Origin of the sequence: Carnobacterium viridans (genome assembly GCF_900102725.1) — a bacterium.
In the GTDB taxonomy this organism is placed as follows: domain Bacteria; phylum Bacillota; class Bacilli; order Lactobacillales; family Carnobacteriaceae; genus Carnobacterium_B; species Carnobacterium_B viridans.
Genome location: NZ_FNJW01000008.1, coordinates 1,057,128 through 1,083,861 on the forward strand (window position 1 = coordinate 1,057,128; position 26,734 = coordinate 1,083,861).

19 protein-coding genes and 1 pseudogene are annotated in these 26,734 nt (G+C 35.6%); 2 read left to right on the forward strand and 18 right to left on the reverse strand.

Annotated elements, in window-relative coordinates:
* Positions 1-43 precede the first annotated feature (43 nt).
* The 5 genes from BLT48_RS06460 to BLT48_RS06480 all read right to left on the reverse strand — a co-directional run bounded on the left by BLT48_RS06460 (position 44) and on the right by BLT48_RS06480 (position 6,364).
* Positions 44-1,594 carry a gluconokinase gene (locus tag BLT48_RS06460; RefSeq protein WP_089976359.1) on the reverse strand — a complete coding sequence of 517 codons (1,551 nt, stop codon included), beginning with the start codon at positions 1,592-1,594 and terminating at the stop codon, positions 44-46.
* A gap of 246 nt (positions 1,595-1,840) precedes the next feature.
* Complete coding sequence (locus tag BLT48_RS06465; RefSeq protein ID WP_089976363.1) at positions 1,841-3,169, reverse strand: 6-phospho-alpha-glucosidase; 1,329 nt, start codon at positions 3,167-3,169, stop codon at positions 1,841-1,843.
* Positions 3,170-3,203: 34 nt separating this feature from the next.
* Positions 3,204-4,808 carry a PTS transporter subunit EIIC gene (locus tag BLT48_RS06470; RefSeq protein WP_089976367.1) on the reverse strand — a complete coding sequence of 535 codons (1,605 nt, stop codon included), beginning with the start codon at positions 4,806-4,808 and terminating at the stop codon, positions 3,204-3,206.
* 122 nt (positions 4,809-4,930) lie between these two features.
* Positions 4,931-5,698: a MurR/RpiR family transcriptional regulator gene (locus BLT48_RS06475; RefSeq protein ID WP_089976371.1), complete on the reverse strand. Its 768-nt coding sequence runs from the start codon at positions 5,696-5,698 to the stop codon at positions 4,931-4,933.
* Between the two features lie 24 nt (positions 5,699-5,722).
* Positions 5,723-6,364, reverse strand: coding sequence for an SGNH/GDSL hydrolase family protein (locus BLT48_RS06480; RefSeq protein ID WP_089976376.1), 642 nt, complete (start codon positions 6,362-6,364; stop codon positions 5,723-5,725).
* A 314-nt stretch (positions 6,365-6,678) separates the two neighbouring features.
* Here BLT48_RS06480 and BLT48_RS06485 point away from each other — a divergent pair, with 314 nt between their 5' ends.
* Together BLT48_RS06485 and BLT48_RS06490 are read left to right on the forward strand one after the other, a co-directional pair.
* Entirely contained in the window at positions 6,679-7,287 is a 609-nt protein-coding gene (locus BLT48_RS06485) for a 50S ribosomal protein L25 (RefSeq protein ID WP_035020225.1), read from the forward strand.
* Between the two features lie 171 nt (positions 7,288-7,458).
* Positions 7,459-8,745 carry a hydroxymethylglutaryl-CoA reductase, degradative gene (locus tag BLT48_RS06490; protein WP_089976380.1) on the forward strand — a complete coding sequence of 429 codons (1,287 nt, stop codon included), beginning with the start codon at positions 7,459-7,461 and terminating at the stop codon, positions 8,743-8,745.
* A 336-nt stretch (positions 8,746-9,081) separates the two neighbouring features.
* On the opposite strand, the gene BLT48_RS06495 is transcribed toward BLT48_RS06490, so the two are convergent.
* The 13 genes and pseudogenes from BLT48_RS06495 to BLT48_RS06555 all read right to left on the reverse strand — a co-directional run bounded on the left by BLT48_RS06495 (position 9,082) and on the right by BLT48_RS06555 (position 26,724).
* Positions 9,082-10,254 (reverse strand): hydroxymethylglutaryl-CoA synthase, encoded by a 1,173-nt coding sequence (locus BLT48_RS06495; RefSeq protein ID WP_089976384.1) that lies wholly within the window; start codon positions 10,252-10,254, stop codon positions 9,082-9,084.
* Between the two features lie 382 nt (positions 10,255-10,636).
* Positions 10,637-12,055 (reverse strand): glycoside hydrolase family 1 protein, encoded by a 1,419-nt coding sequence (locus BLT48_RS06500; RefSeq protein ID WP_089976388.1) that lies wholly within the window; start codon positions 12,053-12,055, stop codon positions 10,637-10,639.
* A 394-nt stretch (positions 12,056-12,449) separates the two neighbouring features.
* Positions 12,450-12,779: a PTS lactose/cellobiose transporter subunit IIA gene (locus BLT48_RS06505; RefSeq protein WP_089976391.1), complete on the reverse strand. Its 330-nt coding sequence runs from the start codon at positions 12,777-12,779 to the stop codon at positions 12,450-12,452.
* A 31-nt stretch (positions 12,780-12,810) separates the two neighbouring features.
* Positions 12,811-13,128: a PTS sugar transporter subunit IIB gene (locus BLT48_RS06510; RefSeq protein ID WP_035020233.1), complete on the reverse strand. Its 318-nt coding sequence runs from the start codon at positions 13,126-13,128 to the stop codon at positions 12,811-12,813.
* A gap of 156 nt (positions 13,129-13,284) precedes the next feature.
* Positions 13,285-15,984, reverse strand: coding sequence for a sigma-54-dependent transcriptional regulator (locus BLT48_RS06515; protein WP_089976394.1), 2,700 nt, complete (start codon positions 15,982-15,984; stop codon positions 13,285-13,287).
* Positions 15,985-16,018: 34 nt separating this feature from the next.
* Positions 16,019-16,735 carry a GntR family transcriptional regulator gene (locus BLT48_RS06520; RefSeq protein WP_035020237.1) on the reverse strand — a complete coding sequence of 239 codons (717 nt, stop codon included), beginning with the start codon at positions 16,733-16,735 and terminating at the stop codon, positions 16,019-16,021.
* 172 nt (positions 16,736-16,907) lie between these two features.
* Positions 16,908-18,188: a PTS cellobiose transporter subunit IIC gene (celB, locus tag BLT48_RS06525; RefSeq protein ID WP_035020238.1), complete on the reverse strand. Its 1,281-nt coding sequence runs from the start codon at positions 18,186-18,188 to the stop codon at positions 16,908-16,910.
* Positions 18,189-18,415: 227 nt separating this feature from the next.
* Positions 18,416-19,810 carry a glycoside hydrolase family 1 protein gene (locus BLT48_RS06530; RefSeq protein ID WP_089978683.1) on the reverse strand — a complete coding sequence of 465 codons (1,395 nt, stop codon included), beginning with the start codon at positions 19,808-19,810 and terminating at the stop codon, positions 18,416-18,418.
* 162 nt (positions 19,811-19,972) lie between these two features.
* Complete coding sequence (locus BLT48_RS06535) at positions 19,973-20,767, reverse strand: histidinol-phosphatase HisJ family protein (protein ID WP_089976397.1); 795 nt, start codon at positions 20,765-20,767, stop codon at positions 19,973-19,975.
* A gap of 89 nt (positions 20,768-20,856) precedes the next feature.
* Positions 20,857-21,516: an undecaprenyl diphosphate synthase family protein gene (locus BLT48_RS06540; RefSeq protein WP_089976401.1), complete on the reverse strand. Its 660-nt coding sequence runs from the start codon at positions 21,514-21,516 to the stop codon at positions 20,857-20,859.
* Between the two features lie 121 nt (positions 21,517-21,637).
* A complete protein-coding gene (locus BLT48_RS06545; RefSeq protein WP_089976404.1) occupies positions 21,638-23,044 on the reverse strand; it encodes a glycoside hydrolase family 32 protein in 1,407 nt (468 codons plus the stop codon).
* Positions 23,045-23,084: 40 nt separating this feature from the next.
* A pseudogene (locus BLT48_RS06550) lies at positions 23,085-24,464 on the reverse strand (sucrose-specific PTS transporter subunit IIBC); the annotation flags it as partial.
* 196 nt (positions 24,465-24,660) lie between these two features.
* Positions 24,661-26,724, reverse strand: a complete 2,064-nt coding sequence (locus BLT48_RS06555) for a beta-galactosidase (RefSeq protein WP_089976412.1) — start codon at positions 26,722-26,724, stop codon at positions 24,661-24,663.
* Between the last annotated feature and the right edge of the window lie 10 nt (positions 26,725-26,734).

The window sequence follows — 26,734 nt, forward strand, 5'->3', positions numbered from 1 at the left end:
GCAAAAAAAGCTGCTCTTTTTTTATTTATTCAGTCTTGCTCATTTACTGTGCTTCATTCAACATTCCTCGAACTTTTGTCATCTCTTTTGCTAATTTTTGATACACAGGAATAATTTTTTTGTAGTCTGTTGCCGTTTGTTCGTTATACTGTATGCTGATTTTTGATTCAACTGTATCTTCTATGAGCTCTTTCTCCTCATAGCTAACTACTGTTTCAATCACTTCTTCCGTTCCTTTACCAATCAAGATCGCACCTAAACAAGAGCTCTCAAAACTAGTTGGCTGTTGCATCGTTCTTCCAAATATATCTGCTATCATTTGTTTCCAGAGTGGAGAATTTAAAAAACCGCCCGTTACATTTATGGTTTTAGATGGACCGCCAACCTCTTGAATGATTTGCCAAACATCGTAAAGATTAAAGAGTACGCCTTCCATAGCTGCACGTACCATATGTCCAGTAGTGTGTCTAGAAGCCAATCCGATAAAGCTACCCGTAGCTTCCGACTCCCATAAAGGGGCACGTTCGCCATTTAAATAAGGTAAAAAGAATAAGCCTTCTGCACCAGGTTTTATTGTTTCAGCAAATCGATTAAGCTGTTCTAGTCTTGTTTCGATACCATTGTCCATTATTTTGCTGCCTTCAGGGTATAGAATTGACGTCAGCCATGACATGACATTTCCACCATTGTTTACGGCCCCGCCGATAACCCAACGGTCTTTCGACAAATAGTAACAAAAGGTTCTGCCTTCTGCATCCAATACAATATGATTGGTAACCATTCGAATAGCTCCACTAGTACCAATTGTAATCGCCGTTTCCCCTGGATCCATTGCCCCAACACCAAGATTTGATAAACAACCATCACTGGCCCCAATGACCAAGTTTGTTGTAGAATCAATAGCCATTTCTTCAGCATAGCGTTCTTGAATTTTATTCCATCTATAGGAAACATCTACAGGTTCAGATAAAAGTGACTCCTCAATCCCAAGAAGTTGCAGAATATCTTTATCCCATGTCAATTCATGAATATTGAATAATCCTGTTGCTGAAGCAATCGAGTAATCAATTTTGTATTCTCCAGTCAAATGAAATAAAATATATTCTTTAATCCCAATAATTTTCTTAGCTTTTTTTAAAATAGCAGGATGAGATTCTTTCAGCCACAAAACTTTGCTGAATGGGCTCATAGAATGAACTGGAGTCCCGGTTTTTTTATATAAGTCTTTCCAATCCGTTGTTTCTTTTAAGTGAGCAACTAGTTCTGCTGGACGATTGTCCGCCCAAATGATGCAGTTGGTCAACAATTCATCTTGTTCATCTACGACAATGACACTGTGCATAGCACTTGAAAAAGAGATGAAATCAACTAGATGGCTGATTCCTTTATCTTTTTCCATCAATGTCCGTATAACTGAAAGTACAGCTTGAAAAATCACTTTTGGATCTTGTTCGGCCATACCTACATCAGTTTGATGAATAGCATATCCTACATAAGTACTGTCTATTACTTGAAGATTTTCTTGGTATAAGACGGCTTTTGTGCTTGTTGTCCCAATATCTACTCCAATTGTATATCTTTGCTGCCTTACCATTCACTAATCCTCCTTGCATTGAATCGACTATCTCCGAATGCATTGCCTAATCATGCGACCATTTTTCTTCAAAATAAAAATTCCCTCAGCTATAATCATGTCGTTTGGCAGCAATTTTGTCAACTTTTTTTATAAAGAAAACAAGTGCATTGAAACACTGGATTTCCAGTTAATTTTTCATCAACTAAAAAAGCAAGAAAGGTGAATGCAGGTCACTTTTCTTGCCTTTTATTTGTTAAACTTTTTTTAGTTTAATTCTGGCCAGAACCCTTTGTTTGCTACAATTAAATCATCTAATAGATTTTTGGCCACTTCTGCATTTGGAACGATTTTTGATAGACTTAATGCTTGCCATAATTTTTGATAGCTTCCTTCAATATAAGCTTCAACAACCATTTTTTCAGCTGTAACTTGTTGCAGCATCAATGCCCTTTCAAAATTCGGAATCTTCCCTTGAGCTAATGGTTCTGGGCCATCGCTGCCCACAATACAAGGAACTTCTACCATAGCGTCATCATCAAAGTTGGCGATAGCGCCATTATTTTCGACAATCAGCAACATCCGTTCATGTGTGTTGAAGGCAATCGCACGAGCTAAGTCAACAATAAAAGAAGCGTGGCTGTCAATGTGGAAACCGCTATTTTCAGCAGTCCCTTTTTCAATAATTCCTCTAGCAGCTGTAAATACTTCTTTTTCACGTCCAGCCATGACTTCGTTTGCGCGAGTAAATGCTGGATTTGAATGAGCGACTTCATAATCTGGATAGAAATAGTATTTCAAATACGTATTTGGTAAGAAACGCGGTTCAATCGCCAATAAATCTTTTGCTTTTTTATGAGTAGCTTGCCAACTTTCGTCCATATGTTGCGTGTCCACTTCTACTTGAGTCAAGTAACCATTCTCAGCAACGTATTCTTTGATTTCATCTAAATATTCATGACCAGTGGCAATATCTTTCACGCTAGTCCACCAACCAAAGTGATTTAAACCAAAGTAACGAACTTCTAATTCGTCAGGGGTTTTGCCGATGATTTGAGACATTCTTCTCAACGTTCCAACAGGCATATCGCAAATATTCAATACTTTTGAATTTGGACGCATCACACGGCAAGCTTCCGCTACAATTGCAGCTGGATTTGAATAGTTTAACATCCAAGCATCTGGAGAATAGTTTTCCATATGATCGATAATTTCCATCATTCCCGTAATGCTGCGCATCCCGTAAGCGATTCCCCCTGGTCCACAAGTTTCTTGACCAACGATCCCATATTTCAAAGGAATTTTTTCATCTTGTTCTCTCATGGCGTATTTCCCAACACGAATATGGGCCATCACAAAATCCACATCTGTAAAAGCCGTTTCGGGATCTGTTGTGTGTGAGAATTTTACTTGAGGAGCTTGTTCTTTTAAGAGGATTTCTAATGCATCTCCTAAAATAGCCTGTCTCTCACCATCATTATCGTATAGTTTCAATTCTCTAATGGGGAAACGATCCATATTATCCAATAACATCATAACAATTCCTGGCGTAAACGTACTTCCGCCTCCTGCAATTACAATTGAGAATTCTTTCATTTTTAATGACTTCCTTTCAGTTTATCCATTTAGTTTATTCTTCTGATTCTCTGCCTAAATAGTGATCGACAGCTTTTCTGACACTATTAACTTGCAAGCCGTAAACAACGTGAACATTGTGGTCTTTAATGATGACCCCGCTTGCCCCTGTATCATTTTTCAACGCTAATTCATCAACTTTATCTGGCTGATGCAAGGTTAACCTCAATCGTGTATAACAATTGGTTACTGTATTGATATTTTCTGGTCCTCCTAAAGCTGCAACAATCGTGCTTGCTAAACCTTTTTCTTCTTGAGGTACGTTTTCTTTAGCAGGTACATTTTTAGTTTTATTTTCATTGTACTCATTCTTAGAATAAAGTTTTGTTTCCTGACCAGTATCTTCACGACCGATTGTTTTATATTTGAATGTTGTGATCAAGAAACGGAAAGTAAAGTAGTAGATAGCGAAGAATACGAGTCCTACTAAGATATACATTGGCCATCCGGTTTTCTCAATTCCCAAAGGTACATTGTACAATAAGAAATCAATAAACCCGTTTGGTCCGATAGCCCGAACATTCAATAAGTTTAATACAACCATACTTAATCCACTTAATACTGCATGGACAACAAACAACAATGGTGCTACAAACATAAACGAAAATTCAATGGGCTCTGTTACTCCTGCTACAAATGATGTCACTACTGCAGGAATTAAAATGGCTTTTGCCTTATTTTTATTTTCAGGACTTGCTGTTTGGTACATTGCTAGACAAGCACCAATCAAACCGAACATTTTAGAAATCCCACGTGCATCCCAAATCACGCTTGGAGATAAAATACTGACACTAGGATCTGCAATTTCAGCGAAGTAAATGTTTCTTGCTCCTTCAAAAATCTGTCCACCGACTTCTTGAATACCTCCAAGTGAAGTATATAAGAAAGGTGTATAAACCAAATGATGAAGTCCAGTTGGAATCAATAATCGTTCTAACATTCCATATAAGAAAATCCCAAAATTTCCACTTTGATTGATCAATGTTCCTAAACTATTGATGCCGCTTTGGAAAAATGGCCAAATATAAGTGAATGCAATCGCCAATAATACAACTACTGGAATCAATAGAATAAATACAAAACGAGTACCTCCATAAATCTGGAATGCATTATTAAATTCTTTCTCACAAAATTTATTGTGTACAAGTGCTGTTACTACCCCTAATATAATGCCTAGAAAAACACCCATATCCAGAACTTGAACACCCAATACCATCGTTTGTCCCGTTCCTTGTAACGATTCTCCTTCGAATAATAACCCGCTGATTTCCATAAATTTGTTCATGGCATTAATAAAGACTAAGTAACCTAAAACTGCTGTAAATCCCGCTTCCGATTTTTTCTTATTCGCTAGTCCCACTGCTAGGCCAATACAGAAGATTAAGCCTAAATTATTTAAAATGGATACTAAAGAACCCGATAAAATCGTTCCAAATCCCATTGTGATTGGATTATCCAAAAAGGGAACGGTTTCAATTAGCTTTGCATTTGTAAATAAATTACCGATTGCAATTAAAATCCCTGCAATGGGTAGAATTAATACCGGGATAAACATAGCTTTGGAAAAACGCTGCATACCATCCATCAACTTCTCTTTCATATCCTTTACCTCCACGTTTTATGGTTTCATTTCTTTTGATAAATTTAGTTTATCTTGAAAGCGGTTTATTGTATAGCTTTTTGGGTACATAAAAAACGTGTTTCGCACTTTAGAAACACGTTTCACTCATTCACATTTTTTTGTAATCCCTCAAGATAGGTTTTGAAAATAAACTCCACTAACATCAACAGTCTAGGGAAAAAGCTATTCGGCAGCATATTGCGATCATCGAGTTTATTATTGTCATTAATTTTAAAGTTCAAATCAGATAGCTCTGCTGCTCGATTAGTTGTCTCCTTTGTAAACGTGATCGTAAATATCCCTTGATCCTTTGCTATCAGTAATTTATCAATCACTTGTTGTGTTTCCCCAGATTTCGAGATCACAATAAAGGCATCAATATCTTCTAGGTTATTTTCAAATACCCCTATCGAGTCCGTCCCAGTTGCTATAACTGTTTTTTTACCTAAAACCAACAATTTTTTATACAAATACTCTGCTGCTATTGCCGAAAAACCCGTTGCGTAAATAAAAATGTATTTTTGTTTCAAATACAAAGCTTTTTGAATAAACTGGTTAATATCTTCTCTACTGTTTTCTTTAAAAAAGTCTTTCTGACTGATACGCAAAAAGTCTTCATCACTGTCCGAAGGGTGATCACCTGTCTTCTTAACCATTGGCAACAATTGGTAGTACAAATCAATAAAACCCGTGTAACCCATTTTTTTGGATAGCCGAATAATGGTTGAAGGAGAAGTAAAGTTGTCTTTAGCAATCTCACGCACACCTCTTGCCAACACATCATCGATATTCTCAATAATATAATGCAAAATTTTTATATCCAATTCGGATAGATTCTTTCCTTGAATTAATTTGCTGATATCATTCACTTTTCTTTCCTCCTATCCATCCGGTTAACACTCCTTTTCTACTGCATCAAGCCACATTTTCGCAATCAGCTCGTGACCTTTTTGTGTAGGATGCACTCCATCTTCTCCTGTTAGTAAAGCAACACCTTGCTTGATTCCAATAGCATTCAATAAGCCATCTAGTGGAATTAAATCAGCTTGAAATTCATAAGCAAGTTTACGTACCACTTGAATGCGCGGATCTAAATCACTACGCCACATTTCACGATTAATTGGATAAGGTAGAACAAAAGGCTCCATTAAAATAATCTGGCGGACAGAATTTTCTACCAATGTTGTTAATAAAGTGCGGTATAGCTGCTCAAATTGTTGCAGATCTTCTTGACTGCCAAACTGATCTTGTCCTACTGCATGCCACGTATCATTGATTCCAATCAAAATAGATACAACTGTTGGATTTAAAGAAAGACAATCCGCTTCCCAACGCGCAGCCATGTCCTTCAACTTATCTCCTCCAATTCCTCGATTAGAAAAAGACAGCTCTAATTCAGCATACCGTTCCTTTAAAGCAGTCGCTATCATTAGCGGATACCCTTGACCTAAATCTACAGCATTCGTTCTATCACGACCAACATCTGTAACGCTGTCCCCGATAAATAAAATAGAGTCTTTAAAATTTAACTTCATAAATAAGATTCCTTCCTTTCATATGTACACATCGACCGTAACCGCATCCAATTCAATACATAACAATTTTAAACTGTTGTCTCTTTATAACTTTAGTTTACCTTTATTTTTTTAAACCAGCAATTCAAACGTTAATTTTTAAGCTAAATAATGCAAACAGCAAGAAGTAATTTTATTTAAAAAGTCGTTAAATTAGCTTTTCTTACTTTTCTTTGTTAAACTGTATTGTAAGGGTTTTAAAATTACTTTCTAGTCTAATGCTAGTTAAGTGAATGTAAGCCACTCATCACCATAGTTTGAAAGGGGAAAATAATATGAAAGTCAATGCTACTTTAAGAACAGAGGTCGGATCTTCAGCGGCTAATCGTGCAAGAAGAGAAAAAAAAGTTACAGCCGTCGTTAATGGAAAAGGTATCACAAGTACTGCAGTATTATTAGACAGCAAAGAATTAGATAACGTTTTAAAAACATTAGGTAAAAATGCTATCTTTGATGTTGCCGTTCAAGATGGTGAAACTCATCAAGTGATTATCAAAGAGATTCAAAATGCAACTCTTGTAAACCAAATTTTAGACGTTGAATTACAAGTTATTCAAAAAGGAGAAAAATTAACGGTTACTGTTCCAATTAATGTTTTGAATGCTGAAAATGTTAAACGCGGTATTGTTTCTCAAACATTAAATGAATTAGAAATCGAAACTCTTCCAACGAATATCCCAACTGAATTTACTGTTGACGTTAGCGCATTAGAAATTGGTGACGCATTAACTGTTTCAGATATTACAGTTGACAAAGCAATCACAGTATTAAGTGATGCTGAACAATCTGTTGTGAGCGTATTGCCTCCATCAGTTGAAGAGCCTGAAACAGCTGTTGAAGCTGTTGAACCTGAATTGATTGGTGAAAAAGAAGAAGCAAAATAATTGTTCTTGACCAATTGATAAATGAAAAATCTAGCAAAAACCTTCCATCTATTGCTCTAAGAGCTTTGGATGGAAGGTTTTTTAGTTATCTTGATCATAAAAATAAGTTCAAGTATAAGAATAGAATATGGTAAACTTTGGATAAGAGAGAATCACAAGGAGAATACTAAGATGGATAAAACCTATTTAAATAAATTTTATAAAATGAACCATATTGAAAGACTGAATGCTCTTGTTGCTTCAGGCAGCCTGACTTCAGATGACTTGTTGCTAACCAAAGGTCTACTCTTAACAGATGAGTTGGCCGATAATATGATTGAAAACCATTTAGTTAATTATGAATTGCCGTTAGGAGTCGCTTTAAACTTTTTAATCGATGAAAAGGACTACATCATACCAATGGCTATCGAAGAGCCATCTGTCATTGCTGCCGCTAGTGCCGGAGCAAAAATCATTGCTCAATCAGGCGGTTTTAAAACCATTATTTCAGAACGCATTATGATTGGACAAGTTGCCTTAAAAGATGTTCCCGATATTCCTTTTGCCAAAAGCAATTTGATTCAACACAAAAATGATATTCTAAAAAAAGCTAATGATGCTCACCCTTCTATCGTTAAACGAGGAGGCGGCGCAACAGATATGTTCATTCGTGTAATCGAAGCAGATGCTGACGCTGGAACACCGGAGTTTTTAATGGTTCATTTGCACGTATCTACACTTGAAGCTATGGGCGCCAATATTATCAACACTATGATGGAAGGCATTACAGTCTATCTTGAAGAGTTAACAAAAGGATCCGCTTTGATGAGTATCCTGTCTAACTACGCGACAGAATGTCTGGCTAGTGCAACTTGCCGAATACCCGTAGACCTTTTGAAAAAAAATGATTATTCCGGTGAAGAAGTTCGTGACCGTTTGATTGAAGCTGGTCAATTAGCTTATGTTGACCCTTACCGAGCAGTTACTCATAATAAAGGTATCATGAATGGTATTGATGCCGTGGTTTTAGCATCTGGCAACGACTGGCGTGCTATTTCTGCTGGTGCACATGCTTATGCCTCGCGCAGTGGACAATACCGTGCTCTTTCTACCTGGAAAAAAGCTGAAAATGGCGATCTGATTGGTCAATTAACGGTGCCTCTGCCTGTTGGCTCAGTTGGTGGATCGATTTCCATCCATCCAGCTGCTCAGTTCAGCAAACGCTTATTGGGCTATCCATCAGCTAAAGAGTTAGAATCCATCATCGTTTCCGTAGGTCTGGCTCAAAATTTTTCCGCTCTTAAAGCTCTCGTGACTGAAGGCATCCAAAAAGGGCATATGGGCCTGCAAGCTCGTTCTTTGGCTATCAGTGCTGGAGCAATGGGTGTAGACATTGAAAAAGTCGCTAAGCTGTTAAAATCAGCTGAAAACATGAATCTGTCTACCGCCAAAGCTCTACTTAAAGAGATCAAAACATAATTAACAGAAATACTTAAAATGATGTCTGAAACTCATGCTATTAAAAAGAACCAACTTTTCCATGGAAGAGTTGGTTCTTTTTAATAGTTCACTCTTTCGTGAAGATCATTTTCATGGAAGAGTGGCTCTCCGTTTGAAACAAACTCTTCCATGAAGATGTGTTCCATGGACAAGTGAGGCAGCTTTTCCCCTCAACTCTTCCGTCAAAGCCTATTTCATGGAAAAGTGGCTCATCACACCAATTAATCTAGTAAAAAAAACTCATTTTCACCTCTGATGAACGTTATCATCAAGGATGGAAACAAGTTTTTTTATTGGGATCATTTCTCACTAATCTTAGTGTGTTTTATTTACATATTGACGCATATTGTCTTTCATACCCGCCAAATAAATAGTAGCTGGATCTTTTGTAGCGTCAAATGTTGCAGTAGATCCATCGACTGGAATTGTTTGTTGGAAAACTTCCTCGTACTCTTCAATCGAAATTTCTGTTCTTGAAGCGAATAATTCAGCATGACTCTTGGTTTGTAAGTAGTCACGATAGTTCGGTTGCAAAATACCTGTGAAGAACTCCCCTACTGCACCTGAACCGTAACTATATAAGCCAATTCTAGAACCCTCTTTCAATTGTTCGCTTTGTTCAAGTAAAGAAACCAAGCTTAAGTAAAGCGACCCTGTATAAATGTTTCCAATATTGCGATTATACGTTGTGCTTGATTGATAATTAGCCAACAACTTTTCTTGAGTAGCTTCATCCGCTTCTTCTATTACAGTTCTCAAAGCTTTAAGACCCATTTTAGTATATGGCAAATGGAAACAGATGGCTTCAAAATTATTTAACTCTAAACCAGATTTGTTTTTGTATTGTTCCCAAACTGTTGTAAAAAAGTGAATGTATTGTTCATTGGAGAATTTCCCGTCAACAAAAGCTGTATCTGAATAAACCGGACGCCAAAAATCCATAATATCCGCTGTTAAGTAGGCACTTTTATTTTCTAATGCCATAATTTTTGGTTCAGCACTGATGACCATGGCTACCGCGCCAGCTCCTTGAGTAGATTCTCCAGAAGTATTTAATCCATAACGCGCAATATCTGATCCCAACACCAACACTCTGCTCTCTGGATTTAAAGCGATATGTCCTTTTGCCATTTGAATTCCTGCAGTAGCTCCATAACAAGCTTGCTTCACTTCAATAGAACGTGCATTTGGATTTAATCCTAACAAATGGTGCACATATACCGCGCCTGATTTTGAATTGTCGATGCCTGATTCTGTACCAAAAATAACAAAATCAATTTTTCCTCTATCCGTCTCGTCTAGTATCATTAATGCTGCATTTGCTGCTAATGTTACTGGGTCTTGTGTGATTGGAGCAATAGCCATTTTTTCTTGGCCAATCCCGATAGTAAATTTTTCCGGCTCTACATTTCTAGCTACTGCCAATTTGTTCATATCTACGTACATATGTGGTGCAAAAAAACCAATTTTGTCTATTCCAATTTTCAAAAGAAAGGACCCCTTTTTTATTTAATGACTTCTCATATACAGCTTTACATTTAATTTACAGCTGCCTATTAACCTGTTCTATTCAGTATTCTAATAAATGATAAGTTATTCATAGTTAAAAAACAACTGTTTGCTTCTAATCTAAAGAGAAGCTTAAGAATCTAATCACTAGGTAAACAAAGATTTAATCTAAATCCAATTTAATTTAAGATCTTTCGATTCCTTTTTCACTTAATTGAGTACATAATTGATTCAAATTACCCGCTGTTGAAACGTCTTTAATAAAATTCTTTGAAATTCTTATGGATAACAAAAAAAATGGTAATCTGTTAATACTAGATTACCATTTTTATTCTTATTAATTGTTTGTGTTAGTCGTTAGTTATCTGATTTGTGTTTTATCTGGAACTTCAAAAACACTATTTTTAATGATGTCTTGGTACCAAAAAGCCGATTTTTTTAATGATCGGTCTCTGTCATTGTCTAAATCGATTCTGACTAATCCATAACGATTTTTGAATGCATTCATAGGAGATACACAATCGGTAAATGCCCATAACATATACCCTTTACAGTTTGATCCAGCTTCAGTTACCTCAATCAAACTATTCAAATGCTCTGTAATAAACTCGATGCGGTAATCGTCTTGTACGACTCCATTGCTGTCCATAAACCGCTCTTCATCTTCAATACCCATCCCATTTTCTGTGACCATCCACGGAATATTTCCGTACTCATTTTTTATACGCATGCCGAAATCAAACATCATTTGAGGATAAATTTCCCATCCTCTAGACTTGTTCATTTTTCGACCTGGCAATTCAAAATGATCATAGTAGAACGCTGGATGGAAAGGTGTTTGCTCATTCCATTGGTAGCTTGGTGCCTTCACACGATTTGGATAATACAAATTGATTCCTAAATAGTCTACCGTATTTTGCGCGATAATAGCCAACTCTTCAGTTGTATGATCAAATAAGATACCGTGTTTTTCTAGTAATGGGAACAATTCTTCAGGATACGTTCCTTTTACCAATGGATCTAAATAAATGCGGTTAAAAAATAAATCATACATCTCAGCTGCTTTTTTGTCTGCCTCTGAAGAAGATCTTGGATACGTTACTTCTGGATTTAACACAATACCGATTTGGCCATCGTAATTATTTCTATGATACATTTCGACAACTTTTGCGGTCGCCAAAACTTTATGGTAATTCCATTGCATCCATTTTTTTGTGTTTTGCTCATGTGGATACCGAATAGCGTCTAAGTAAGTACGTGTTTGGATAACGACAGGTTCATTAAAGGTAAACCAGTATTTTACACGGTCTGCATATCGATCAAAAACGATTTCCGCATATTGTGCAAACAGATCAACTACTTTTTTAGAACTCCAACCATCATATTTTTCTAGCAAATAAGTCGGCAATTCATAATGTTCCAGGCACAACATCGGTACTACACCAGCTTCAATCAAGCTATCTATATAACGGCCAACAAATGAAGCGTAGTCCTCGTCAACTTCCAAAGTTTCATAATTCGTAAAAAATCTTGACCAGTTTATTGAAGTACGAAAATGGGTTAATCCAATTTCTTTCATTAGATCAATATCATCTTGATAGCGTTCATAAAAATTAGTTGCGACTCCTGGACCGAAACCTTCATGCCAGACATGTCTTTCATTTTTATACCATGTATCAAGATATGAATCCTGTCCTTCTTTTTTGCCTTTCCATCCCTCTGTTTGCCATGCGGATGACCCAGCACCAATAATAAAATCCTTTGGAATTTGCTTTTGCACTTTTATACTCTCCTTCACTTATAGATTTAGTTTGACCTTCTGTTAAACAGTTTTACGCATTCGACAGACAATAAAAAGGGTTGTATGACAAATAGCGTTGGTTGTATCAAACTAAGATTTCTTCTGGAATGAACGGGTTTGCTTGTATAGAGCCATGAGACCGCCTGAAGCTTATAATCTTCAGGCTTTCAAGCCTCAAACAAAGCGTAACCGCTGAAGCGCCAACGCTCTGTAATTCGCATTGAATCTTTTACACGGCTACAAGCAACCCCTATTCCTCCAAAAATTTTGTATAATCAATTTTAGAAATCTACCAACACTAAAAATTATAGACCCATAAAAAGCCATAAAATGAAATCTTTATGACTTTTTATGACTTGCTATGAACTTGCATTTAGTCTAATGATACTCCTGCAAGTTTTTTATATACGTCAACAACTTCAGACGCCATATCTCTAAATGTTATAGCATTCATCAAATGGTCTTGGCTATGCACAGCTAATAAAGAAACGGTTAGCTCTTCACCAGAAGCTTCTTGCGTCAATAAACTCGTTTGAGCATGGTGAGCTTCCACTAAAGATTTATCTGCTGCATCTAATTTTTCAGCTGCTAATGCAAAATTATCTGTTTTTGCAGCATGGATTGCTTCCATTGCATCACTTTTAGCGTTTCCTCCATGAATAATTAACCCCATGATTGTTTCTATATTTATTGTTTGTCCCACTTTAAAAACTTCCTTTCATAATCCTTACAGATTAATTCATTAATTTAAGAGCTTGATCCAACACATTTTCGCCATTCATTTTACCGTAATCCTGCATATTGATAATGTCTAATGGAATATTTTTTCCAGCTAATTTCTTTTCAAATTGACCTTTCATGAATCGAACTTGTGGTCCTAATAACATAACGTCAATATTTTTGTTTTCAATATTTCTATCTGCTTCTGCTGCTGATACTGCAAAAATTTCTGTATCCATTTCGCGAGCTTTTGAAGCCGCTTGCATCTTAGTTACTAATAAACTTGTACTCATACCTGCTGAACATACTAACATAATTGTTTTTTCTGCCATTATTTATCACTCCATTAAGTTATTTGCTTTACACTTACTATAATGCAATTATCGTGCCAATATTGTAGAATGTAAACACATTCAGAAAGCCTTTTCTTTACTCATCGTAACTTACACACTACAAATAAAAAATACACACTATTTTAGTGTGTATTTTTAAATAGGCAATTTTACTTGATTTTCAATAATCATTTGTGCAATATACGCAATCTCATCCTCTGGAATAGCCATTTGATAGTGTTTTTCTAAGGGAATAAGAGTTACTTTGATGACATCCATCGTCATCCGATTCTTTTTGGCGTATACTTCTAATCCATGAAATTCGCGAACAATTGTACCTGTTTGCAACCCTTCAATCAAAAACGCCAAATGCAGCAACATACCCGTTTCCACGCCTGCTGGAATCATAACATTCAATTGATTTTTTATTTGTCGGATTAGTTTTTGCAAAAAGTGCATGAGTTGTTGGATAGACCCTACTTTTTTTAAAGTACCCGTTAACGATTGGATGATTTCGTTTATGGGAAGTTCTTCTTCTAGTTGATTGCTTAGCAACAGTAATTTTTCATCATTAAATATATCATAGGTGGTATAAAAAGGAATATTCTGATAGTCGAATTCAACAGTGCCTACTATTGCTTTGATATCATATGTCTCCATCAATTGATCAATGCGTTGCTTGAATGCTTCACGGTGTAAAAATTGCAAAGGAATAATTTTCACTTTTGTAGAATCCACTACTGGAAGAATACGTTGTTCTAGCTTTTTAGCTACTCCTTCTCCCGTAAAACAGGTAACTAATATGGCTTTCTTTTTCTTTGTATCCACTAGAGTTAGTTGTTTTGTACTGCTTTTTAATACCGTTTGACAACTTTGGTACATTTCCTCCAACGTACGGCCGATACTTGCCATTCTTACAGCTTCCAATACGACTAAAGTACTCACCATAGGGAGTGTTTTAACTCGTAAATTTAAATCTTCTGCTAGCATATTTCCAAAAGTATTTAGTGAACCCATATCCGTTAAAATCAATAATCCTTGTTGGTATGCTTCTTTATTTTCCTCAATCGTTTGACGTACTAGCTGGTACATTTCTTGAACTTTCATAGTCAATGGCATATTGACAGCTACGCCAACTGTTGTTTCTAATAATTCTTTTACGGTTTCCAACATGCTGCTTGCCGTTGTTTTCCCATGCATCAAAACCATAACTGCTGTCATTTCTTCTTGTTTTTGAGCCACTTCAACTTCTTCTTGTTTCGTTAAAAACAACGTGATAAACCCAATTTCTTCAAATGGAATTTCCACAGAATAGGTTTCTTCAATCATAGCTGAAAGATCGATCGCTATTTGAAATTCTTTCGAGTAGTTCTTTCGAATCTCATTCAAATTTGGAAAATCAATTCGTTGGTTTTCCTCTATTCGCTCAAGAGCACTTTGCAGATGTAGAGCAAAAGCAAATTCCATTTTAGTAGAATAGGTACGATCCAACCGTTCTTTAGCAAGCGAATACATTTGTTCAACTAATTCTTTTAATACTGGATCAATAATGTGTTTGCGTACATCAGATGTGGTCGAAAGAGTTTTGACGTATTCATTAAAATATGTTTTCTGTTCTTTATGTCCTAATCCGTCCAAATGATAATTTTCTAAAAGATTCTCATTTGTCGTTTTCAATAGATTCTTTTCTATCAATGGTACAATTGCTTTTTCCTTCTGCTGATAAACTAAAGAGTCAGTTGAATCCGTTATTGGCATGTACGTAAACTCTGCTTGGTCTAGCTGAATCAATCGTTCCACTTGCTTAGGCAATTCTTTTATCGATAATAGCCCTTTTTGGACTTTTAGAGGCAAGTCTTTTTGATTAATTTTTAAAGACTGTCTGTTTTCCATTCGAACATTTAAGAAAGCTTTGGCACAGACTAATTTTAAATCTCGTTGAAATTGACCAATATTTCCTTCTGGTTGATACAACATAAAGGCTAATAAAGCTTCTCTTTCAATGATGATTTTTTGTTTAAGACGTTGCGCTTCTTGTTTCAAAAAATTGTCTATCAACTCATACCGTTCTTCAATTGTGCGTTCACTTAACTCAGGTAAGGTGATAGCCATTGGGATTCTACGTGTGAACGTTGACAATAATACATTCGATTTTTCTGTTGTTGCTCCAATAATCAATACATTTGCATGGTGTGTTTCATTGCTTTCTCCTAAAGGACGATAAATCCCTTTGTCAATGAATGTGAACAACATTTCTTGACCTTCAGGTGGCAATCGGTGAATCTCATCTAAAAATAAAATGCCGTTATCAGCTTGGTGAATAAGACCAGTCCGATCTTGGGTAGCACCAGTATAAGACCCTTTTTTCACACCAAAAATATGCCCAAAAAGCAATTGTGGATTTTGGGCATAGTCTGCACAGTTATACGTTACGAATGGAGCATCTTTAGACAACGCTCTCGATTCAATCGCAAATTGGTACATACATTCTGCAAATAGCGATTTTCCTGTTCCGGTTTGACCAAAAATAATCGTATGCAATCCATTGGGGGGGTATAATATTGCCGCTTTTGCTTGTTGGACTACTTCTTTTAGAGAAGCTTCATAGCCTATCAAACGAGAAAAAGCATTCATTTTAGAGTATTCTTCTTGCTCATTTTCGTTAACCGCTATTGATTGATACAACACTGGACGTCCAGTTATCTTTTCTAGCTGATTTTCTTTATACAGTTCATTCAAGTAACGGCTAACATTTGCGCGGTCCAATGATAAAGCTAAGGCAATATCTTTGGCTGTGACTCCTTTATTTATTTCATTCAAATAGTCTAATACTATTTTTTTACGATTATTGGTCACTTTTCCTCCCCCTTACTTTGAGAGTTCTATTCTTTTAAAATTTTTGATTCATATCGATAAACGTAAAACTACGTGTATCATAACGATGACGACTACGTGAGTGCTCAAAAGGGCGACCATCTTTTAAGTACACGATTTGTTCGACCTCTAATACGGGATCATGAACACCACAATTCAAATACTCTTGGTCGTATTTAGAGGACTTATCTGCACGAATTTTACGAAACGCTCCACTAAAGGTTATATTTAAGTCTTCATGAAGGTATTTATAGATGGAACCTTTAATGATGTCTTCCGTTAACCCAACTGCCAAATCCGTTGGCATACATGTATGTTCTAAAACATATGGCTTATCATCAAGAATTCTTAGCCTAATTAGATTATATACTGGCATACTCTTTTCAATCATCAAATGTTCCATCATTTCTTCACTAGGGAATTCAACTGTAAATTTAATGATTTTACTTTCTAACTTATGGCCTTGCATCTGTTTTGTTAAACCATCGTATTCATTAACAGCGGCATTTTTTTCATTTAAAGGAGAATTTTTCATCACAAAAGTTCCAGCACCACGTTGACGATAAATTAACCCTTCCATGGCTAAAATATCTAGTGCTTTTTTTATAGTCATTCTACTCACTTTAAATTCTTCTGATAGGGTTACTTGATCTGGGATAAGAGATTCCACTTTATATTCGCCATTTGTAATGCGATTTCTTATTTCATTTGCTATCGCTTCATACTTTACCATTGTGGTACCTCCTTGTTCTTGTGCTCACAATCATCATAGCTTAATTAAAATCATAAGACTAGCCTTATGATAAAAAAAGGACTGATTCCCTTCAAAATTTAATCTAAAAAAAGAACTTACCTAAAGAGGCAAGTTCTTTTTTATTCGTTGTTTTATGCCTTTTTATCTCTTATTAATCAGCCATAGAAACAGTGTTTAGATTTACTTTATCAACTAATTTAAGGAACGGGAACCAAATTACTCCGATAAGAGCCATATCAATAACTTGAAGTACTCCACCCATTACTGAACTTGTAGCCATGATTCCATTAATAACAACTGGGATTGTCCATGGTACTGTAACCCCTGTTGGGATTGGGAATATTCCCGTAGACATCATAGCATAGTTGAATGCTGTTGTTACCAATGGAGCAAGAATCCAAGGAATAAAGATAGAAGCATTTAATACTAACGGCATTCCGAAAATCAATGGTTCATTAACGTTAAAGATTGCAGGTCCTAAAGCTAAGCGACCGATTTCTTTATTTTGTTTGCTCTTCATAATGAAGGCTAACAATAATACAACGATTAATGTACTACCAGATCCACCCATACCAACAGTGTAAATTTCCATAAATGGTTTAGTTACAATATGTGGTAAAGCATCACCAGCTTTGTAAGCATCAAGGTTTTCTAACGCTAATGTGTTCCAGATTGGGTCCATTACTGAGTTAACAATAATTTGACCATGTAATCCAAAGAACCATAGGAATTGAACAAAGAATACTGCGATCAATGTAGCTGGTAATCCACTACCAAGAGCTGTTAAAGGCTGTTGAATAGCTGTATAAACAACATCATGTAAGTTCGTTTCGAAGAATCCAATAACTGCTGCATTAAGCAATAAGAAAGTTGTTAAAGTAATAATAGCAGGTAATAAGGCTGCAAATGAATTTGCAACTGCCGGTGGAACACCATCGGGCATTTTAATAACAATACCTTTTTTTACAACACGTGTATATATCTCAGCTGCAATAAAGGCTGCGATCATACCAATGAACATTCCTTTTGCACCAAGACGGTCTAGAGCTAACACACCAGGTACTGCTTCTCCTGATTCAGTTAACATTGAGAACGGTGTCAAAATCAAGTAAGAAGCTAATGATACCGCTCCACCGAAGATACCTTCGACATCATATGATTTACTTAAATAATAACCGATACCAAACGTAACAAAAATGGTCATAATTGACATTGTAGCATTTTGCCCATTACCGAACAAGTTTCCCAAAGTACCTTTAGTAGCATCACTGAAAAATGGCAAGTTATTTAATACAACTACAATCGAACCAAACATGGTAATTGGAAAAGCAAGCATAAATGCGTCACGTAAAACTTTAAGGTAACGATTTTCGCCTAATTTTCCGGCAATAGGAAGTAATTTTTCACCAAGCATATCAATAAATCCATTCACTGGTATTCCTCTTTTCTGTTCTTATTTTCTAAATGAAATAAATACGTAACACTTTGTAAAACAAACTAAAAATAGGCCTCTTTTTAGTTTCATCAATTAATTGAAATCGATTACATATGAATAATATCATTTTTATTTTTATATGTCTAGTCTTTTATTTAAAAAAACTGAACTTATTTAAAAAAAGTGCAATTCCCTTTTGGAAACTGCACTTTTTTATCTGTTAGTTAATCAAAACCATTAGCATCAGATATTTCTTTAAACCAACGCCCACTCTTCTTCACTGTTCTTTTTCCTTCATTTTCAATATCAACAGCTATGAATCCATAACGGTTTTTATAAGCATTTGTCCATGACCAGTTATCCATACATGTCCACATATGGTAACCTTGTACATTGCTGCCTTCTTGGATTGCTTGATGCATATATATTAGATGATCTTTTACAAATTCGATACGGTAATCATCTTTTATACTTCCATCAGGATTAATATAAGCTTCTTCACCTTCTACACCCATTCCATTTTCAGAAATGTAGCAACGAATATTACCATAGTTTTCTCTCAAGTTCGTTAAAATATCGTAAACCCCTTTTTCGTAAATCTCCCATCCACGGTATGGATTCATTTTACGATCAGGTTTGATGTAATTGTCAAAATAATCATCCGGCATAGGACCATCAGCAAGTTTTTCTGATGATTCTTTCGCTTTGATTCGACGAGGTTGGTAATAGTTAACACCTAACAAATCGACCGTATTATTTTTGATTGTTTCTAAATCGCCTTCTTCGATAACTGGTAAATGATCGATTTCTTTCAACAATTCAACTAAATCTGTTGGGAATTCCCCTTTAACTGAAGGATCTAAGAATGAACGATTAAAGAATGCATCAGCAAGTTTTGCTGCTTTTACATCTTCAGGATTGGTTTCATCTCTTGGATAACTTGGTGTTAAGTTTAAAATGATCCCAATTTCTCCGTCTAAGTTCATTTCATGATAAACTTTAATCGCTTTAGCACTTGAAAGCACTTCATGATAAGCCACTTGAACAGCTTTTTTCATATTCACTTCATTGGGATAATGGAATTGGTATAAGTATCCACCTTCAACTGGTACGATAGGTTCATTATGTGTAAACCATTTTTTAACTCGATCACCAAATAATTCGAAACATTTTTCAGCAAATTCTACATAAGCATCTACTGTTTTTCTATTTAACCAACCGCCTTTTTCTTGCAACTTCATAGGCATATCAAAGTGGTATAAGTTAATAAAGGGTTCAATATCATTTGCAAGTAATTCATTGATTACATCATTATAAAATTCAACAGCTTTTTGATTGACTTCTCCTGTGCCATTCGGAATTAAACGGCTCCATTGAATAGAAGTTCTAAATGTTGTATGCCCTGTTTCTTTCATTAATTGAATATCTTCTTTATATTTTTCATAAAAGTAAGAAGTTTTCTCTGGTCCTACTTGGTTAAAGAATTTTTCTGGTTCTTCACGGTACCAATGATCCCAAATATTATCCCCTTTGTTATCGCCTTCAAAAACGCCTTCTGTTTGCGGTCCACTAGCTGCAGATCCCCACCAGAATCCTTCTGGAAATTCGTACTTCATTATGTCAAACACTCCTTTTTTTATCTTCACAACCAGACTAATTGTCTAGTCTTTTACATAAAACAAGTATACATTTATAAAAGGAATATTACAAGATGTTAGCGCTATATTTTAAAAATAAAAAGCGAAAATACCCATCAAGGTTAATTTCGCTTTTTATACCTATTAGAAATAAATTTTACTCGGAATTCTTTTTTCAAATACAGTTATCCCATCAAATCCAACTTCTTTTGCCATCTCAATAGCTATTTCTTGATTTGACCCTACTGTTTCTGAAAAATGCGAATCCGATCCTATCGTTAAAATCTTTCCTTCTAATGAATGATATAACCGTAAAACTTCCATTGAAGGTAACGTTTCATGTAAAGCTTTTTTTGCTAATCCAGATGTGTTGATTTCAATTCCAATACCACGTTCAATCGCTTTGCGTAATATTTGTTCGATAATAGGTTTGTAAGTAATGAAATCATAATTGCCCTCCGACTCTACTGCATAACGCTTAATTAAGTCTAAATGTGCAATCACATCAATATCAGCTTCAGCAACCATTGCATAAACTTCTTCGAAATACTGTTGATAGATTTCTTCCTTCGTTTTATTTACCATGAATGTGCGTAATTTTTCTTCTTTGATATTATGAACTGAACCCATAATAAAATCGAGTTCCAAGTAAGTTAGCGCTTCTTTGTATTCTTCTTTCATCAAATGCGGTTCGCATAATTCAATCCCAGCTTTTATCACTAATTCGTCCCCGAATAATTCACGACATTCTTCTAACTGAGAAAAATAGCGGTTAAACTTCATATGACCATACGTTGGGGCTTTAGGGTTTACGGAAAAATGCTCAGTAAAACAAATTTCATCCAATCCAATTCTTATGGCTTGTTTACAAACTTCATTCATTTGTGCTTGAGAATCAAATGAATTGTCTGTGTGATGATGGTAATCTGCAAGATACATGGATTGTGACTCCTTAATTTAATTTATTCTCAAAAAATAAGATAACCCAATTAATAAGGGCTATCTTATTTTAATTTACTTTCATCTTTTTATCCACCTAATGTAATATCTTGATCTTGGTACCATTGCAGTGCTGCATGAACTTGATTGAGATTGTAATCCGGCCACATTTCTTCAGCTACATAAAAATCTGAGTAGATCGATTGGATTGGTAAGAATCCACTTAATCTTCTTCTGCCGCCCCAACGTATGATAAGATCCATTCTTGAGATATCTGAAGATGCAATATTTTTTGTAAAATCTTGCTTAGAATCAAAATCGCTTTTTTTTATGCCATAGTTTAAATCCCAATTCCAGCCATAATTCACTAAAAAGTTGATTTTCATTAATCCTTTTCCGAATTTAGTCCGTTTAGTATAGGGGAGTAATTCTTTTGGAAACAGTGGGGAATTAGTATTTCCAACAACCAGCAGATCAGCATCTCTGTCTTTCAATTTATTGACTGCATCTACGCAAGCCTTTTGGAAAGCTTTCGTTTGTTCAGCTGGACGTTTGGTATTGTCTACAGTAAAACCATAAAAGGTCATTTCTTCGATACCTAATTCTAAACAAAGATGATACAATTCTAATCCAGGTTCTATACCAAATTTGTAACCTTCTTGCTTTTTAAAACCATTTTCTTGAGCCCATCGTCTATTACCATCTGGAATAATACCAATATGTTTAGGCAGACGTTTGTATGTTGCCATTTGATTTCCCCCTTTAACTCATCCTCTTATTATTGTAACTGAATTCGTGCTAAATGAATAATAAATTACTTTATTCTATAAAAAAACCTCTCAAAAAAATTTCTTTTGAGAGGTTTTTTATTTAACTCTTATCTTTCACTATAAATGAACGAAGAGTATATCCAGTGATGGTCTTTTCTACTTTTTTATTTAAATACTTAAAGTTAAATGAATGGCTCGTTTCGTTTGTAAAATATCTTAACGTAAACACTTCTTCTCCTTTATTCAAAAACATCTCTACCATTGAACTTTCAATCAACAACCGTAATTCTATCAAATCATTTGTTAAAAAGGTTGTTCTTTCTTCTTTATTATTTGTCAGCCAATTTGTTCGAATAACGGTTATTTTTTTGTTTACTGCTCGATAGTGGATCTCAATTTCATTTCTTAAATGGATAACAAAATCCGTTGCTGCAGAACTCCACTCAATAAGAATATCTTGTTGGAGTGAAGTTAACATAATGCTTTCATCTTGGATACTTTTGCTTACTACAGGATTTGGTTCTCTTAAATGAGTTGTTTCAGCAATAGGGTATTGGATAAGTTTTCCGTTTTCATATTTTACCTCTCGCGGAATCGACAAGGCATGCAACCAGCCGTTCTTTCTAGTAGGCACAGCTGCTTCTACTTCTGGTTCCATCACACCTACCCATCCATATAGAATCGTACGTCCAGCGTGATCATTAAAGGTTTGTGGCGCATAAAATTCAAAACCATGATCCAGTTCTTTAAAGGGTTGATCATCCTTTACAAATTTACCATCATGCAATTTCCCTGTAAAATAACCAGATTGGTAAATATTATTGTATTTTTCTCCTGCCGCTTTTAAACCTTGCGGAGAAAATGAAAATACATCTTTATCAGTAAATTTTAAGATATCAGGGCACTCCCACATGTACCCTAATGAGAGTGGTTCATCCAACAACGATCCAGTTAGAGTCCAGTCGATTAAATTAGTAGATTGGTACATTAATGCATCACCCGTTAAGGTTTCTTCTTTTTGTGCTCCTAAGATCATCCACCAGTTGCCATCTATTCCTTGCCAAACTTTTGGATCTCTAACATGAGCAGTATAACCTTTTATTGGGTGCTCTAAAACTGGTCCCTTCTTCTCAAAATGGATACCATCTTCTGAAATAGCTAAGCATTGATAGCTTTTGCGTTCTCCATCTTCTCCTCGAACGTTTCCAGTGTAGAATAGATACAATTTTTCTTCAAAAACAACGGCACTACCAGAGTAGCATCCGTCTTTATCATACCAATCAATAGGTTTCAGCGCTGGCTGATAAGTCTCCCAACGGATAAAATCTTTCGTTGTCATATGTCCCCAACTTTTTGACTGGTGTGTTGTATCCGTTTGATTCCATTGATAGAAGACATGATAAACACCTTTGTAATGAACGAGTCCGTTTGGATCATTTAGCAATCCATGAGGTGGCCGAATATGATAGGCCAACTCATATTGCTCCATTTTATTGTTTTGTTCCATAAATCTATACGTCCTTTCAGCCTTCAATTTCTTCTCTCATTTTATCACTGTAACCAAATAAATAAGTTAATGTAAATGCCACCGCGATCGCGATAACGTTACCCAAAATATACAGAAGAATTTGGTCATTCAAGTAAAGCAATGTTCCTGGAATAACGGTTAGAGACATACCGGTTGCTTCCAATCCAACTAAGTCTCCAAAGAAACCACCGACTCCACCACCAACTAGTCCAAAGACAAAAGGTTTAACGTAACGTAAATTTACCCCGAATACAGCTGGCTCCGTTATCCCTAAGAAAGCAGATAAAGTAGATGGGTATGCTAATGCTTTTAATTTTTTAGATTTTGTTTTCATCGCTACTGCTAATGTTGCTCCACCTTGTGCTGCAACACTGGCTGTAATAATTCCGTTATACGGATTCACACCCGTGTTTGCTAATAATTGAATTTCTAAGAAATTGAAGAGGTGATGAATTCCGGTTACAACAATCAATTGATTTATTGCACCTAGGACTAAACCAGCCAAACCAAATGGCAATCCTAATATCCAAATGGTTGCATTTAGTACAACTTCTTCTAAAGAATGGAAGACCGGTCCGATAACAAATAACGATAAGATACTCATGATCAATAATGTCGCAAATGGCGTAATCAATAAATCTAATGTTTCAGGTACATATTTCCGAAGCCATCTTTCCAACTTTGCACCTACAAAACCAGCAATAAAGGCCGGCAATACTGTTCCTTGGTAACCAACGACTGGAATAAACCCAAACATCGTAATAGGATCAGCTGTTCCTCCTGCTACAGCATAAGCATTTGGCAATACAGGATTAACAAGCATTAGTCCTAATACAATACCAATAACGGGAGAACCACCGAATACTTTAAATGAAGACCAAGCAACTAGTGCTGGTAAGAACGCAAATGCTGTATCCGTTAACACTTCAGTGTATAATAAAAAATTAGGGCTAATATCTGCTGGTACCATTCCAAAAACGGCTAAAACTTGTTCTTGTGTTAACAATCCTCGTAATCCCATAAACAATCCGGTTGCAACTAAGACAGGAACAATAGGAACAAACACATCACCAAATGTACGAATTATTCGTTGGAATAAATTCCCTTGTTTTTTTGTTTCTTGTTTCATTTCACCCGTTGATCCTTCATTGACACCTAAACCAACAACTTCTTCATAAACTTTATTAACGGTACCGGTTCCAAAAATGATTTGAAATTGTCCTGAATTGTAAAATGCACCTTTTACTTTTTCAATGCCTTCTACTGTATTCTTATCTATTTTATTTTCATCGTTTACCATAATCCTTAATCTAGTTGCACAATGAGCTACAGAACGAATGTTTTCTTTTCCACCAACTGCTGCAATAACTTCTTTTGCTATTTCTTTATTATTCGACATGACTTTTCCTCCTTCTCTTTTTTGGAACCGGTTTCTATTTTTAGTTTAACCGATTTCATTTAATTTGTCTACAAAATTACTTTATACTTTTAAATACTTGATAGTGCTCTAATTCTATTTTTTTATAGTGATGTATTTATCAAAAAAACAACCCTATCTCCGTTTATCTAAGATAGGATTGGTTTTAGTTTATATTTCACTTTATTTTTTTAGATAACACTTTAAAACCATAAGGCTCTAAAGTAACTTCACCAGATAAACTAGTGCCATTCAAATGATCATTTACTGTTTCTGTTAAGCTAATTTTTTGTTCTTTTTCTGAAAAATTCATTACAAATGTAATATCTTCTTCTTCAGTTTGACGAGTTTGAACGGATACTCCTTTATCATGCTGAATGAATAATTTTGGTTTCAAATTCAGCTCTTCTATTATTTGACCGTAAAAGTCTTCATAAAAACTATGCTCTAATCGCCCACCAATATAGTATGCTTCACCTTTTCCATAAGCATGCTTCGTAATAGCTGGAGTATGAGCATAAAAATCTTCCTGATAAGTGCCTATAACCGTTGCATCCTCAACCTCTATTATAGTAGCGTACTCTTTTAAAAGATAATTTTCCCCTTTATATTGAATTTCATTTTTATCTGTAGGATAAAGTGTATCAGTTTCCAAAGGTTTCATTCCAAAAATTTCCTGTAATTGCTCAGGCCAACCTCCTAAGTAAGCTAAATCATGCTCATCAACCAAACCAGTCATATAGCCTGAAACGAGAATTCCTCCATTTGAGACAAATGATTTTAACTGGTTGATGGTTTCTTCACTCATTAAATACAACATGGGTACTACCAATAATTTATAAGCTGAAAAATCTTGTTCTTTTGTGATCACATCAACGGGAATATCTCTTTCCCAAAATGAGTGATATTGTTTTTGGATAGTTTGTGGATATCGTTTTGTTTCTAATCCAAAACCTTGTGCATGATCTAATGCCCAATTGCTTTCCCAATCATATAAAAAAGCAACTTCCGCTGAACGCGTACTGCCTACAACATTGTCTAATTTTTTGAGAATTGCTCCTACATCTGATACATCTTTAAACACTCTATTTTCTGGACTTCTATCGTGATCTACAACTGCTCCATGAAATTTTTCTGAAGATCCTCTTGATTTACGCCATTGAAAATACATAATGCTATCTGATCCATGAGCTAGCATTTGCATAGAAGACAGTAAATGCATCCCTGGTCTTTTGGTTTTATTTACTGGGTGCCAATTTACACCACTTGGAGTGGATTCCAGTAGAATGAAAGGCTGTTGTTTCAAACTTCTGTATAAATCATCAATAAAGGCCACTTTTGAAGCTAGTTCAGCAGTACTTTCCCAGTCGTTATGCCAAGCAGGATAAGCATCCCAACTGATAACATCAACATGTTTAGCAAACTTACTGTAATCTAAGCTTTGGAATGGAATCAGATCAGTAGTGTCTGCCATAAAGTTTGTTGTTATCGGAATTTCAGGCGTCAGCTTTCTCATAGGAACAATTTCATTTTCATAAAAATCGATTGTTTGGTCTGTAACAAATCGACGCCAATCTAGGTTTAATCCATGTACTGCATCTTCTCCAATAGGGGAAGGAGATTGTATTTGAGACCAGCTAGTAAATGTATGGCTCCAAAAAGGGCCCCACCAAGCGTCATTTAATGCTTTTAAGTCTCCATTGTATTCTTTCTTCAGCCACTCTCTAAACGCTTCTTGACAGAGATTACAATGGCACTCTCCCCCATATTCATTGGATATATGCCACATAATCAATGCTGGGTGATCTCCATACCGTTCAGCCAGCTTTTGATTCATTTTTTGTGTTTTCTCTCTATAAACCTTTGAACTAAAACAGTGATTGTGTCTTGCTCCTTGAAGTTGTTTTTGGCGATTTTCATTTACTCGTAATACTTCAGGATATTTTTCTGACATCCAAGCAGGACGCGCTCCGCTTGGTGTTGCTAAAATAATATTGCCTCCGTTTTGATGAATATCCTCAATGATCTTATCCATCCATTCAAAAGTATACGTGTCTTCTTCAGGTTCCAAAGCACTCCATGCAAATATACCAATAGAATACGTATTCGTATTTGCTAACTTCATTAAAGTTAAATCCTCTGCTAAAATATCTGGATAGTCCAACCATTGATCTGGATTATAATCCCCTCCATGCAGTAAAAAATTTGCTTTAGTTACTTGCTTTTTCGTTCGCTCATTCATATACCTACCG

Excerpts from the sequence above, each read along its gene's own strand:
- BLT48_RS06460 (WP_089976359.1), bottom strand. The coding sequence starts at position 1,594 with ATGGTAAGGCAGCAAAGATATACAATTGGAGTAGATATTGGGACAACA.
- BLT48_RS06465 (WP_089976363.1), bottom strand. The coding sequence starts at position 3,169 with ATGAAAGAATTCTCAATTGTAATTGCAGGAGGCGGAAGTACGTTTACG.
- BLT48_RS06470 (WP_089976367.1), bottom strand. The coding sequence starts at position 4,808 with ATGAAAGAGAAGTTGATGGATGGTATGCAGCGTTTTTCCAAAGCTATG.
- BLT48_RS06480 (WP_089976376.1), bottom strand. The coding sequence starts at position 6,364 with ATGAAGTTAAATTTTAAAGACTCTATTTTATTTATCGGGGACAGCGTT.
- BLT48_RS06485 (WP_035020225.1), top strand. The coding sequence starts at position 6,679 with ATGAAAGTCAATGCTACTTTAAGAACAGAGGTCGGATCTTCAGCGGCT.
- BLT48_RS06490 (WP_089976380.1), top strand. The coding sequence starts at position 7,459 with ATGGATAAAACCTATTTAAATAAATTTTATAAAATGAACCATATTGAA.
- BLT48_RS06510 (WP_035020233.1), bottom strand. The coding sequence starts at position 13,128 with ATGGCAGAAAAAACAATTATGTTAGTATGTTCAGCAGGTATGAGTACA.
- BLT48_RS06520 (WP_035020237.1), bottom strand. The coding sequence starts at position 16,735 with ATGGTAAAGTATGAAGCGATAGCAAATGAAATAAGAAATCGCATTACA.
- BLT48_RS06535 (WP_089976397.1), bottom strand. The coding sequence starts at position 20,767 with ATGTATCTTGCAGATTACCATCATCACACAGACAATTCATTTGATTCT.
- BLT48_RS06540 (WP_089976401.1), bottom strand. The coding sequence starts at position 21,516 with ATGGCAACATACAAACGTCTGCCTAAACATATTGGTATTATTCCAGAT.
- BLT48_RS06545 (WP_089976404.1), bottom strand. The coding sequence starts at position 23,044 with ATGGAACAAAACAATAAAATGGAGCAATATGAGTTGGCCTATCATATT.
- BLT48_RS06555 (WP_089976412.1), bottom strand. The coding sequence starts at position 26,724 with ATGAATGAGCGAACGAAAAAGCAAGTAACTAAAGCAAATTTTTTACTG.